This window comes from Maribacter sp. 1_MG-2023 (assembly GCF_030547005.1).
In the GTDB taxonomy this organism is placed as follows: Bacteria; Bacteroidota; Bacteroidia; order Flavobacteriales; family Flavobacteriaceae; genus Maribacter.
The window spans coordinates 1-12751 of the sequence record NZ_JAUOPN010000001.1 but is presented as its reverse complement, the minus strand read 5'-3'; the positions used below and the strand labels follow the sequence as shown (position 1 = coordinate 12751).

Sequence of the window (12751 nt, the reverse complement as noted above, 5' to 3'; positions counted from 1 at the left end):
AATGAAAAACTTACATATTTATATCATCCTATTTTTAGGAGTATTTCAAACGACATGGTCACAAGACTTAAAACGTGCCAACGACCTATTTGAAAAGAAATACTATGCAGATGCCATTGCCTTGTACGAAGCAGCATTACCTAGCAATAAAAGCAGTTTGGTCGTAAAAAACTTGGCAGATAGCTATTACCATACTTTTGATCTAAAAGCATCGGCACGTTGGTACCGCTACCTTATTTCCAATTATGGAGATACGGTAGATGCCCAGTATTATTTTAAGCTGAACCAGTCTTTGAAAGCTATTGGCGAATATGACGAAGCCGGGCAGGTATTTTTTGATTATTACACCAAAGAAGGTAGTACGGAAAAGTTGCAACAACTAAAAGAAGAGAATATATACTTAGAAAATGTAAAAGCGATCGGTAATCGTTTCGCTATTGCAAACAGCAATCTGAATACAACAACATCAGAATTTGGGGCAATGCAGGTAGGTGATGCTATTTGGTACACCGCAGCACATAAAAAATCAGCTTTAAAAACATACCGGTGGAACAATCAGCAGTATCTAGATATCTATACACACCCAATAGAGCAAGAACAACTGGGCGATAGTATTAGTACAAGCCTATCAAATACGATCAATACAAAATTACACGAAGGTTCTTTTACAATTTCACCTGACGGAAACACGATGTATTTTACCCGTAACAACTATAACCATGGTAAGCGTAAAACCGATGACAAAAAGGTATCCAATTTAAAAATATATAGGGCTAATCTAGTTGAAGGCGAATGGAAAAATATTACCGAACTGTCATTTAATAGCGACGATTATTCTAATGAGCACCCAGCTTTAAATGCAGATGCCACGAAATTATATTTTTCTTCGGATAGACCAGGCGGATTCGGTTCTTTCGATATTTATGAAACAAGCCTACAAGCCGACAATTCGTTTAGCACTCCCGTAAATTTAGGTAGTGTAATTAATACGGATAAGAAGGAACAATTTCCATTTATAGCTTCGGATAATTCACTTTACTTTTCATCTAACGGTCACCCAGGTTTCGGACTTCTAGATGTCTTTGTTTCTAAAAATGAAAAGGGATTATTTCAGCATCCGGATAATTTAGGATTACCAGTAAACAGTGGTTATGATGATTTCTCATATGTATTGAATACAGATAATGCATCAGGTTATTTTGCATCGAACAGACCATCTGGTAAGGGTAGCGATGACATCTACAGTTTTAGCATCACCAAAGAATTATCAATTGAAGATTGTGAACAATTTATTGCCGGTATTATTACGGATCGCACCACTACCCTACCGTTAGCCAATGCAACGGTAACTTTAACAAATGCAGAAAACGAGGTCATAGCCACATGCATTACCAAAGAAAATGGTGCGTTCGATTTTAATATTGTCTGTAAAGCATCCTACGAAGTAAAAGCAGAAAAAAGTGGGTATGAGGGTAATGCCAAAAACATCCGCAGTACAAAAGAAAGAAATGCCGAACATGATGCTTCCATGCCTTTATATTCCATCCTAGAAAAGCAAAAAACAGAAGCACTGGCATTACAAGAAAAGCAAGAAGCTGAAAAACTACGCACCGAACAAATGGCTGCTAAAAAGTTAGAGGCAGATAAAAAAGCCGATCTATTAGCAGAAAAACAACGTATTGAAGAAGCTGAACGTTTAACGCAACAGCGCATTGCCGAGAAAGCAAAAACGGAGAAGGCACTGGCAAAGAAAATAGCCGATGCCATAGCTACAGAAGAAGCTTTAGTAAAAGAGAGCGACCGTACCGTTATACAGACCGAAGAAATACATTTCGATTATAGTTTATGGTATCTAAGAAGAGAGTCTCGCGAACGTTTACAGACCGTTATCGATATCATGAAGAAAAACCCAGGTATGGTCATTGAAATTGGCACCCATACAGATATTCGTGGCAATAAAAGCTATAACAAAGACCTATCTCAAAAACGTGCCGATTCTGCCAAAGATTTCTTGGTTAAAAACGGAATTGAATCTGGCAGAGTGGTTTCAAAAGGATACGGAGAATCAAAACCTATTGTAGTTTGTGCAACTGAAGAAGCCTGTTCTGAAGAAGATCATGAGTGGAACAGACGCTGCGAATTTGTAGTACTTGATTGGGAATACGGCAACTAACCGAAAACAACATTTCTAGACGAACATCTATTATAAAATTGCGACAGATTCTAGTATCTTTAGTTCTTAAACTAAAGAATAATGAACTATAACCTTTCTACAATTCCGTCAAAAGAGATTATGCCTGGTTTACATGGCAAATTGGTACATTCTGAAAACATGAGTATGGCATTTTGGGATGTAGAAAAAGGCGCCACAGTACCTGAACATGCTCACATGAACGAGCAGATCATGCATGTTATGGAAGGTGATTTTGAATTCACTTTAGATGGAACTACAAAGGTGTACCGCCCAGGTGACATCGTAGTAATTGCCCCGCATAAAAAGCATAGTGGCATTGCCTTGACCCCATGTAAATTGTTAGATGTTTTTAGCCCAACTAGAGAAGAATACAGATAGAATTTAGTAATTAACTTCGGCTACGCTCAGTTACCTAATTTAAAAATTTTAAAAATGAATATATCTTTAAAAAAGAGAAAAGCATTAGTTGGTGGTAGTAGCGGTGGTATTGGTAAAGCAATTGCGCAACAGTTAGCAGAAAGTGGTGCCAGTGTAACCTTAATGTCTCATAGCGAAGAAAAATTAAACCATATAGTAAATGACTTACCTACAGACCAAGGTCAGCAACACCAATACCTAGCCGTAGATTTCAATAATTTCAAAGATTACAAACAGGTAATAAGCACCTACTTTGAAAACAACACGGTAGATATATTGGTTAATAATACCCAAGGTCCGGCTGCAGGTAGCGCTTTAGAGAAAAAAGTTGATGACTATCAAACCGCATTTGATTTGCTATTTAAAACCGTGGTCTTTACAACTGAATTGGCTTTGCAGTCCATGACAGAAAATAATTGGGGACGTATTATCAATGTAGCTTCGGTCTCTGTAAAAGAACCATTATCATACTTGGCACTATCTAACTCCATTAGAGCTGCCGTGGTCACTTGGGCAAAATCTTTAGCTACCGATGTTGGCAAACATAATATTACAGTAAATAACGTACTCACCGGTTATTTTGACACGGACCGTATTGCGCAGCTTAATGCCAAAAAAGCGGAACAATTAGGTATTGAACAAAGCCAAGTAAGAAAAGAAATGGAATCTAGAGTAGCAGTGCAGCGAATTGGCGACCCAAAAGAATATGGGTATTTAGCAGCTTTCTTGGCATCTGATAACGCCGCTTATATTACAGGAACGAATATTCCTATTGATGGCGGATTATTGAAGTCGCTCTAAATAAACTACGGTTTACGTTAATAGCACTTAACAGATTTAATAAAAATACCATGTACTATGCAGCTGCGCTATTTTAAATAGTTCATGGCGTTTGAGTCCGTATTGTTTTATTCTATACAGTTAAGATATATTTTAAGAAAAAAGGATGGTCATTGACCATCCTTTTTTATGTTGTTCTAATTATACATATAATCTTGCCACTGTACTATTAAGTATTTCTGTACTCCATTCTTATTCATGCTCAAAAATCCAAAATCGTAACAAAACAAATAGAGCTCACCTTTCTTTGTTTTCCAATAATGCGTGAAATATTTGGGATTGAATCCGTCATTTAAAAGTTCTTTACTTCTTACCGTGGTGTAGCCAGATTTATTATACTTTTTTAAAAGTCTTCTATTTTTTTTCAATTGTTTGTCGACCATTAAATAGAAAACCTCTTGTTTTTGTACGTTTTCATATTGATGTATAGACTTACATTTTGCCGAACAAAATTTCTTATCGGATCTACCTTTCACTTCAATATTACATTCTGGACATCTTTTTTTCATAAACGACATTAAACGCATATTAGTTGGTTAATATACGGCTAATATTTTTAATTTAGATTATTCTTACAAAATGAATCCGTTAAGATCAATAACCTTATATCATTTAATGATTAAAGATCAGAAAATGATCGGCATTAAATTTTCGCCAGACAAGTTGATACAGAACTTGATCAAGGGGTTACCCGACCCTAAATGGAGCCAACAGTATAATATGGCCTATATACCCAACACTAAAGAAAATATGGGTATACTCTTCAATACTTTTAAAGGTATTATATGGATCAATTACAATAAATTCTACAGCAACAAACCTATTAGTACCAACAATGAAAAAGTAGATGTACAATGGTTTAGAAATAGAAAAACAGTTGCTGAATACCGTTTGTGCCCAGAGGAATATTTACTGAAGCTAGAACTAAAAAAGTATGCCAACAGCACCGTTAAAACATATGTAACCTTTTTTGAAATGTTTATTAACCATTATAAGGAAAGTAAACTAGAAACACTTGATGAAAGCGACATACGTGCCTTTTTACAGATTCTAATACATAAAAACGTATCTAACTCGTACTTAAATCAAGTAATTAATTCGATTAAGTTTTACTACGAAACCGTATTGGGAATGCCCAATAGATTATATGAAATAGAACGTCCAAGAAAAGAATATAAACTACCCAAAGTCATTTCAAAAGAGGAAGTAATAGCTATTATTGAACATACCAACAACTTAAAGCACAGATGTATTGTACAACTTCTGTATGGTTCTGGTTTGCGCCGTAGCGAGCTTTTGAACCTAAAACTAAATGATATTGATAGCAAACGAATGCTTATAAGAGTTGAAGGAGCTAAAGGCAATAAAGACCGACTTACTCTTTTATCGAAGAATACACTCAAAGATTTGAGGATGTATTTTAAGGAATGGAAGCCTAAAGAATTTCTTTTCGAAGGGCGCAAAGGAGGAAAATATAGCCCAGAAAGCGTAGTACAAATCGTTAAACAAGCGGCTAATAAAGCAGGTATAAAACAAAATGTGTCACCACATACACTTCGTCATAGTTTTGCTACACATCTTTTAGAATCTAATGTTGACCTTAGGCAGATTCAAGTACTTTTAGGGCATGGCTCAAGTAAAACAACAGAAATTTACACTCATGTTGCTACAAATACTTTTAAAGAAATTAAAAATCCATTAGATTAGTGATTCTAAAATAGATATAAAGTAACTTGTTACCTTATACAATTGTTAGCAGCAATTACTCACTCAACTCCTGAAAATATGAAATTTAAAAAGCTATCTACAAAAAACTTGAATAACGAATGAAAACTAAAAGTGATTTTTTGTGTTTATTAGTTTCTGTTTTTTTATTCTCTTGTAACAATGAAGAAGAAATTAATCTTGGAAACAATTTCTATTATATTCCATTTCAAGAAATAATTTTCGATGTAACAACTTTCGGCGGAAATGGAATTTATCGACTTGAGAATAATGAAAAATTTCCTGTTATCTTATCTGATATTGATAACTATGAATATAATTCTGATTTCATTATTGTAAAACAGAACTTCGACATCGAACAGAATTCTCGTTTAATTCAAAATATGATATTTATGCCTGAAACATACTTCACGTATGACAAAAAATATCTTGACCTAAATGAGAACTATTTAGCGAAATTAGACGAATCGGAAAATAATAGCATTTATTCTGAAAAATACACAAGCGAACTTATAGAAAAAACTTCATCGATTCAAAAAATGAAAGCGAATAAGGAAAATTATTATATCATTGAGAAAAAAGAATTGAAAATTAATGGACCATTAAGCAAAAGTGAATTTAAAGAAATGAAAAAAAACCTTGATATAAATTTAAGGTTTGAATAAAAAACAGCTGCTAACACCGCATAAGTTTAATGTGGGATTTTATTTTTCCTCCAAAGGTTTGTCTTTTTTTATTGTGTCGCTTATACTTATTTGAGTATTTTTAAATCGACAAAGAAAAAACATAAAATAAGTATAAGCTTGTGGCTCGGCTGACAATAAAATCATTGTCTACCTCCCACACTAATCTTATACAAAACCGTTGTGCTCAATTACTCTATAAATTATAATAAATGACATGTAAAAATTGCAAACAAAACTTTGAGGGGAATTTTTGCAATCATTGTGGTCAAAATTCAAATGTTCAAAAAATAAATTTCACTTATCTAGCTGACGAGATTTCGAACAGCGTTTTACAAGTGAATCGCGGTATACTATTTACAATTAAGGAGCTTTTCATAAGACCTGGACATAGCATAAGAGAATTTTTAGAGGGGAAACGAAAACAACATTTTAAACCTTTAGCATTCGTTCTTTTAGTATCAACAATTTATGTATTGTTAACTTATTTTACCGAAACAAAAACCTTTCTAGGAAGTGCTATTAATGGCGCATCAGATGCTCTTAATACTAGAAATCAAAAATTATCGACATCAATTAAAATTCTTAACTGGTTGGCAAATAACTATGCATATTCCACTTTGCTTCTGTTGCCAATTTTTTCCTTAGCATCTTACTTGTCTTTTAAAAAAGCTAAGTATAATTATTTCGAACATTTAATACTCAACTTTTATATTACAGGTCAACAAATAGTAATTTATATAATTTTTACTTTTTTATACTTTGCATTTAATAGTGACAGCTACTTTTTACAAGGCTTGCCATTTATTCTTTCCATCCTATTTACATTTTTGACTTTCATTCAATTTTTTCAATCCAAAAAATTTGTTACGAAAATATTTCTTTCGCTTTTAGCATATCTGTTATATTTCATTTTTATAGGAGTATTCATGAGCTTGATTGGTTATCTAGCAGAAAGCGGAATTTTCTAAAGGTATTACGGATGGACTTTACTCGGATGGAATGAAACTTAAACGGAGGTATAACGTGCTTACTCTTATGTATCGTAACTGAGCACAACAAAACCTAAACGTAATGCGGACTTTAGGGCTAAAACCAATGGTCTGTGTATATTTATAAAGTCGCTAAATCTTATGGATTTAGCTTTGAACAAAAAAAATAAAACTAAACAATAAGCTTTAGCTTCGTGCGCTGACGGAAACGAAAAGTTTCCTTGCCTCCGCACTACGCTTAGCTTAACCGTTACCCAACATTTTGAAAAAATAAAAATTAGGCAAGTCTGTAATAAGAAACTTACAATTCTTCCGTTCTAAATTTGAAGAACACGCCTAATGAAACTACAATATAAATTACTATTAATCTCTCTTATACTTTTTTTAAACTGTACTTATTCTCAAGAAGTCGAAAAATCCATTTTCAATATTCAAACTGGGGTTTTAGGTTTTTGGGCAAACAATGAATTACGATTAGCAAATCATTGGACCTTACACTCCGAAATAGGTCTAGATGGGTCAATAACAACTAAAGAAATTAGTGGTGGAGAATTCCCTGTTTTCCTTCCCGTAATTTCGGTTGAACCTCGATATTTTTATAATCTTCCCAAAAGACAATCAAACAATAAAGACATATATCATAATAGTGGAAATTTCTTTTCCTTAAGCATGAAATGGTATCCTAATTGGTTTTCATTATCTCAAAAAGAAAATACCAGAATTGGAGATGATATTTTTGTGATACCCACTTGGGGCATAAAACGAAATATAAACTGGAATTTTAATTATGAACTTGGCGGTGGTGTAGGTATTGGTATTCCTGCAAGTACAAAGCAGGCAGGTGCAATCATTAGACCTGTTTACAATATTTTGCTAAGGGTTGGCTACAAATTTTATTAAACCATTCAATTCGCACGCAATCAGAACGTAGATGGACTTCACTCAGACGCAACTGTTGTGTTGATGGACTTGCCAATCTGACAAAAAAACTAACTCGGACGGAAAAAACGTTGGGTAACAATGCCTAAACGTAATGCGGACTTTTGGGCTAGACCGAAAGGTCTGTGTATATTTATAATGTCGCTAAATCTTTGGGATTTAGCTTTGGACAATAAAAAAATAAAACTAAACCAAAAGCTTTAGCTTCGTGCGCAGACGGAAACGAAAAGTTTACTAATTACCGCACTACGCTTAGCCGAGACGTTGTAGGTAATTTAAAACGACATTAATTGAATATCAGAAAAGCAACAGAGGCTGACTATAATAAAGTTTGGGAAATATTCTCAAAAGTGATTGAAACAGGAGACACTTATGTGTTTAATCCGAATACACCAAAATCGGACTTAAAAAAACATTGGTTTGCAGATTATATGAAAACTTATGTGATTGAAGAAAATGGAGAAATACTCGGAACGTATATCATTAAACCGAATCAAATTGATTTAGGAAGTCACATTGCGAATTGTAGTTATATGGTAAACCCAAATTCACAAGGAAAGGGAATTGGAAAAAAACTTTGTGAGCATTCTCTCAAAATAGCGAGAGAAAATAATTTTGAGGGAATTCAATTCAATATTGTGGTTAGTACGAATAAAGGAGCAGTTGAATTATGGAGAAAATACGGATTTGAAATAATTGGAACTACACCGAAAGGATTTAAACACTCTGAATTAGGTTTAGTTGACACGTATATAATGTATAAAAATTTGAATAAATAAAAACTACCTACAACAATGGCTATAAGTAATTGCTTGTTCTCGCCTACTTCTGAAAATCCGCGAGGATTTTCAGTTTGGTGTGTACTTGCAAAGTTAAGTACTAAACCACGCAACTACTCATAGCCGAGACCGTTAGCCTTAATAAAGAACAAAGAATATGATTGAACTTAGTAAAATTTTAGGAAAGCCAATACAAAGCGAAAATACAAAGATTTTTTTTGAAAAGTATGGTTTAAAATATCCTAAGCGAGATAGTATTTCCTCACAATCTGGAGACGATAGTTTCTTTGTAGTACAAAGAAAAATGAGCGTAGAATTAAATTTCGCCCTTAATATTTGGAATCCAAAATACCCACCTGTTCCTGACACTAACAAGAGAAAAGGAATGTATGTACCATTGCTTTCATATGCTATTATTTATAACAAGAAAAATATTGATTTGCCCTATGAGTTAAATTCCCAAATATCTCTAGAAGACTTAGAAAAGCGCTTTGGCAAATTCGATTACAATAGTAAGTGGGATAGACTTTACAAAACGATTTTGATAGATAAAGAAAAAGATATAAGCTTCTCTGTAAATAGTAAAGATAAAAGCAACGTCCATTCAATGAGCTTTAGTATCGAAACTCCAGTGTTTCCACTGTTTTCAATTTATGAAAGTTTTGAAAAAAGGATTTCAATTAATGAACAAATAAGAAAAGAGGCTTTGAAAAGTCTTGAGTGGATTATTAAAAATGAATACTTTAAAAATCATAATGATATAGTTAATGAAGGAATAGATGGGGTGAAAAAAGACAAGATTGATGTTACAGAATTTTGCAAAAATTATTTAAAAAGAGGCTATGTGTTAGAGAGTGACCTGGTCATTGGACAAGAAACAATTGATACATATAATAAGGATGATGACTATAGATTTGGAAAAGCTTGCCATAATATTGACCGAGTAAAAGAAATTTTCAATAGTAATAAATACTAAGGCTAACAAGGTGTATAAGTAATAGCGGATTAAGTGATAAAACGAAAGTATGAACATAAAACAAAGGTCGGTGCAAAACCGAAAGGTTCGTGAATAGAAATCCGCTACTACTCATACACAACACGTTAGGCACAATACGAGAAAAACATTATGGATAGAATTTTACTTTCAACATATATTCTTAAGATAAGAGATAGACAGAAAAACGACCAAATTTTAAGTCGTTTTAACGGAGAAAACGATTTCTTAAGAATAATGGAAAATTATCTTAATTCTATTTTTGAAACAATTTTAGCTACTACTGATGCTAGAGAAACTACTGCAATTCATTTGACTTTAGACGCACCACCAAATGTGAATATTGAAAATCGGAGTATTCACGGGTTTTTCTCAACTGGAATAAGCGGAGAACAATATGACATTAAAGATGTTGAATCAAGAGAAACTATTGTAGAAGTACAAAGGAATCACGCTGCATTCCGCAACATTTTTTTCTATCTTAAAATACCAACAGAAAGAGACAACGGAGCTTTGATTTTACAGAGAAAAGCAAAATTTGGAATAAAAACAATTTTAAAGCAAACTCTAAATCGTTACGTTAAAGGACAAGGCTATCAAAATTATACCGTCTTTATAAATAATGTAGTTCACGGTAGAGTTTATAGAACTATGATAACTCACGGAAATCTAAAAAAGGTAGATTTTATAAAAAGAAGAATACCAAATTCTATTGAAGAATATTATAGTAATGATATGCGTGAAGACCAAATACCTGGCACTCTCAAAACATCAATGCTTTCGCCTACTAGTTTACCTCAAAACTATAAAAATTTCGTAAATGATTTGTTTACAAATCCGGATAGGGAAAGAATTGAGATTGATGGAATTGATGAAGATTTTGATGAAGTAGAATTTGAACTTGAACTAAATGGTAAAAGAAAAACTTTTTACGTAAAGCATAAGAATAAAATTCAGCCAGATATTGATGTAACTGCTGATGTCGAATTAAGTGAACAAGGTCAACCAACAAGAGAATCTCTAATAAGGATAAGTGAAGAATTAATTGTTGATATAATTCAATTGAGAATGTAACTATGCTAAATAGAATTAACATACTCAAAATCATAAAAGACCATTTAGGTACTATGAGAAGTCTTAACCAAAGTTCTAATAGAATTTATTGGAAAGATTTTTTATTGTTTTTTATTTTCCCAATCATCGTGTCGACATTACTTGTTTGGAAAGGGTATTCATTTGAGGAACAACTAGGTAATTTAATCGCAGCAATTTCAATATTTGGAGGCTTTTTATTTAATCTTTTAGCTATAATTTATAGCCAAATGGAAAATATAAAAAAAGATGCTGAATCAGAAGATAACAATCTAAAAAAGAGATTTATAAATGAAATACATATAAATATTTCATTTTGTATAGTTCTATCTATTTTCATTGTTTTATCACTACTGTTAACCACAATTGATATTCCTGAATTTGAATATTTGGGAATATTGGAAAAAGTAATAAACGGACTGAATTATTTTCTTATGATATTATTCCTATTGACTTTGACAATGATTTTGAATAGAGTTTATATACTTCTGAAAAAAGGAGTTGCGGAATAGTACTGTGCCTAACAGTGTATATAAAAAATAGCGCAAGTCGTTGCTAAATCGAAGGCTTGGGCATTTTTGGAAAGTCGCCAAATTTTTAAATTTGACAAATTCCCAAAAATAAAATAATTAGTAAAATTTAAAAATTCGGCTTGTGTATAATCCGAAAATTATCGCTTATTTTCAGCGCTACTTTTCATATACTGAGACGTTCTACGCAATTTGAAACAACCAAAACCACTTGGAAAAGGATAAAATAATATATCAGACCAAAACAAAAATTTTCAATCCGACTGGAATCCTGATTATGGGACTTATCGGATTTTTTTTCATTTTTATGTCGGACTCTTGGCAAATCCAGCTCTTTATGGGAGGAATTTTTCTGGTAGCTATTGTTGGCGGGACAATTCGTAATTACTACACAAATGGACTTCGGATTACGGAAAAGCAAATGGAATTGACAAAAAAGAATCTTAACAGCAGAAACGAATCTCAAATACTGGAATTTGGACAAATAAAAAATGTAAAATATAATGTTGGAGGCTATCGACAAGACAGCGCAATTTATTTAGAGGTTGAGGGAAAAGAAAAAATAAAGATTCCAATTGCAGAGAACTCATTTGAATTTGGACCCGTGCTAAAATTTCTGAATGATAAGGGAATCAAAATTAACTTGGTACATTCAGACCAAGAATTGCGTATGTTTATTGACGGAAAAATTACGGAATTCCCAATGACGAATGAAAAAACTGCGTAGAACAATGGCTATAGCAAATAGGGCGATAAGTGCTGAATTTAAAGGCTTGGGCGTGTTTGCAAAGTCCGCCAAATCTTTTGGATTTGGCAATTAAAAAAGAAAAAATAATTACAAAACAAAAAGCTTTGGCTCGCAGACCAGACGGAAACGAAAAGTTTCCTTGCCTGCCCTACTTGCCATAGCCGCACCGTTGTACGCAAGCAATGAAGACGAAACATCAACTAATTAAAAATGTATAAAATGAGAATTTCAATTTCAATCCTATTTTTTTTAGCCTCACTATCTGCATTTTCCCAAGACTCTGAATATGAAGTTTCTTCGTATCTGACAGAAGGAGCCAAAGCACCAAATACTCATTACATTGGAGAAGCTTGGCTGAATGGAATTATTCACGATGATACTGAATTAGGTTATAATATCACAAAAGCAACCTTTAAAGCGAACTCAACCTTGGATTGGCACAAACACGGTTCTGCACAAGTTTTAATTATTGTTGATGGAGAAGCATATTATCAGGAAAGGGGAAAAGAACCTGTGATTCTGAAAACAGGAGATGTAATCAAATGTGAGAAAGATACAGAACATTGGCATTCTTCAACCAAGTTTAATGATGTAACTTATTTAGCTTTATATGGCGGTGGACAACCAACTACTTGGTCTGAAGTAATAACACAAGAATACTATGATGAAGTAGCCGAAAAACTAAAAAACAATTAACCTTCTAAAACTAATCAAGAGAATAGGAGAAAATAGCCAGCGTACAATCGAGTAGACGGCTCCGCCCCTAATTAGGAACGGAGTGCGCCTCTCACACCACCGTACATACGGGTCTCGTATAC

The 12751-nt window shown here is 33.2% G+C and carries 15 protein-coding genes; 14 read left to right on the top strand and 1 reads right to left on the bottom strand.

What is annotated here, in order from left to right:
• Position 1 precedes the first annotated feature (1 nt).
• The 3 genes from Q4500_RS00075 to Q4500_RS00065 all read left to right on the top strand — a co-directional run bounded on the left by Q4500_RS00075 (position 2) and on the right by Q4500_RS00065 (position 3412).
• A complete protein-coding gene (locus Q4500_RS00075) occupies positions 2–2173 on the top strand; it encodes an OmpA family protein (RefSeq protein WP_303597751.1) in 2172 nt (723 codons plus the stop codon).
• Positions 2174–2254: 81 nt separating this feature from the next.
• The gene (locus Q4500_RS00070; protein ID WP_303597750.1) at positions 2255–2572 is read left to right on the top strand and encodes a cupin domain-containing protein; all 318 of its coding nucleotides are present in this window, start codon (positions 2255–2257) and stop codon (positions 2570–2572) included.
• Between the two features lie 54 nt (positions 2573–2626).
• Positions 2627–3412, top strand: coding sequence for an SDR family oxidoreductase (locus Q4500_RS00065; RefSeq protein ID WP_303597749.1), 786 nt, complete (start codon positions 2627–2629; stop codon positions 3410–3412).
• 176 nt (positions 3413–3588) lie between these two features.
• Here Q4500_RS00065 and Q4500_RS00060 read toward each other — a convergent pair whose 3' ends face one another.
• Positions 3589–3960: a hypothetical protein gene (locus Q4500_RS00060; RefSeq protein WP_303597748.1), complete on the bottom strand. Its 372-nt coding sequence runs from the start codon at positions 3958–3960 to the stop codon at positions 3589–3591.
• Between the two features lie 70 nt (positions 3961–4030).
• On the opposite strand from Q4500_RS00060, the gene xerA reads away from it, so the two are divergent.
• The 11 genes from xerA (at position 4031) to Q4500_RS00005 (ending at position 12629) form a co-directional block, all read left to right on the top strand.
• Positions 4031–5158, top strand: coding sequence for a site-specific tyrosine recombinase/integron integrase (xerA, locus tag Q4500_RS00055; RefSeq protein WP_303597747.1), 1128 nt, complete (start codon positions 4031–4033; stop codon positions 5156–5158).
• A gap of 119 nt (positions 5159–5277) precedes the next feature.
• Positions 5278–5841: a hypothetical protein gene (locus Q4500_RS00050; protein WP_303597746.1), complete on the top strand. Its 564-nt coding sequence runs from the start codon at positions 5278–5280 to the stop codon at positions 5839–5841.
• Positions 5842–6071: 230 nt separating this feature from the next.
• Complete coding sequence (locus Q4500_RS00045) at positions 6072–6830, top strand: DUF3667 domain-containing protein (RefSeq protein ID WP_303597745.1); 759 nt, start codon at positions 6072–6074, stop codon at positions 6828–6830.
• 360 nt (positions 6831–7190) lie between these two features.
• Positions 7191–7751, top strand: a complete 561-nt coding sequence (locus tag Q4500_RS00040; protein ID WP_303597744.1) for a hypothetical protein — start codon at positions 7191–7193, stop codon at positions 7749–7751.
• 329 nt (positions 7752–8080) lie between these two features.
• Entirely contained in the window at positions 8081–8569 is a 489-nt protein-coding gene (locus Q4500_RS00035; RefSeq protein WP_303597743.1) for a GNAT family N-acetyltransferase, read from the top strand.
• Positions 8570–8726: 157 nt separating this feature from the next.
• Positions 8727–9545 (top strand): hypothetical protein, encoded by an 819-nt coding sequence (locus Q4500_RS00030; RefSeq protein ID WP_303597742.1) that lies wholly within the window; start codon positions 8727–8729, stop codon positions 9543–9545.
• 150 nt (positions 9546–9695) lie between these two features.
• Complete coding sequence (locus tag Q4500_RS00025; protein WP_303597741.1) at positions 9696–10637, top strand: hypothetical protein; 942 nt, start codon at positions 9696–9698, stop codon at positions 10635–10637.
• 2 nt (positions 10638–10639) lie between these two features.
• Positions 10640–11167, top strand: a complete 528-nt coding sequence (locus Q4500_RS00020) for a hypothetical protein (RefSeq protein ID WP_303597740.1) — start codon at positions 10640–10642, stop codon at positions 11165–11167.
• Positions 11168–11396: 229 nt separating this feature from the next.
• Positions 11397–11912: a hypothetical protein gene (locus Q4500_RS00015; RefSeq protein WP_303597739.1), complete on the top strand. Its 516-nt coding sequence runs from the start codon at positions 11397–11399 to the stop codon at positions 11910–11912.
• 29 nt (positions 11913–11941) lie between these two features.
• On the top strand, positions 11942–12094 hold the full coding sequence (locus Q4500_RS00010; protein WP_303597738.1) for a hypothetical protein: 153 nt from the start codon (positions 11942–11944) through the stop codon (positions 12092–12094).
• A gap of 58 nt (positions 12095–12152) precedes the next feature.
• Positions 12153–12629, top strand: a complete 477-nt coding sequence (locus Q4500_RS00005) for a cupin domain-containing protein (protein ID WP_303597737.1) — start codon at positions 12153–12155, stop codon at positions 12627–12629.
• Positions 12630–12751 lie beyond the last annotated feature (122 nt).

Bases quoted from the DNA above. Each gene is read 5' to 3' on its own strand.
- Q4500_RS00075 (WP_303597751.1), top strand. From the start codon at position 2: ATGAAAAACTTACATATTTATATCATCCTATTTTTAGGAGTATTTCAA.
- Q4500_RS00070 (WP_303597750.1), top strand. From the start codon at position 2,255: ATGAACTATAACCTTTCTACAATTCCGTCAAAAGAGATTATGCCTGGT.
- Q4500_RS00065 (WP_303597749.1), top strand. From the start codon at position 2,627: ATGAATATATCTTTAAAAAAGAGAAAAGCATTAGTTGGTGGTAGTAGC.
- Q4500_RS00060 (WP_303597748.1), bottom strand. From the start codon at position 3,960: ATGAAAAAAAGATGTCCAGAATGTAATATTGAAGTGAAAGGTAGATCC.
- xerA (WP_303597747.1), top strand. From the start codon at position 4,031: ATGAATCCGTTAAGATCAATAACCTTATATCATTTAATGATTAAAGAT.
- Q4500_RS00050 (WP_303597746.1), top strand. From the start codon at position 5,278: ATGAAAACTAAAAGTGATTTTTTGTGTTTATTAGTTTCTGTTTTTTTA.
- Q4500_RS00045 (WP_303597745.1), top strand. From the start codon at position 6,072: ATGACATGTAAAAATTGCAAACAAAACTTTGAGGGGAATTTTTGCAAT.
- Q4500_RS00040 (WP_303597744.1), top strand. From the start codon at position 7,191: ATGAAACTACAATATAAATTACTATTAATCTCTCTTATACTTTTTTTA.
- Q4500_RS00030 (WP_303597742.1), top strand. From the start codon at position 8,727: ATGATTGAACTTAGTAAAATTTTAGGAAAGCCAATACAAAGCGAAAAT.
- Q4500_RS00025 (WP_303597741.1), top strand. From the start codon at position 9,696: ATGGATAGAATTTTACTTTCAACATATATTCTTAAGATAAGAGATAGA.
- Q4500_RS00020 (WP_303597740.1), top strand. From the start codon at position 10,640: ATGCTAAATAGAATTAACATACTCAAAATCATAAAAGACCATTTAGGT.
- Q4500_RS00005 (WP_303597737.1), top strand. From the start codon at position 12,153: ATGAGAATTTCAATTTCAATCCTATTTTTTTTAGCCTCACTATCTGCA.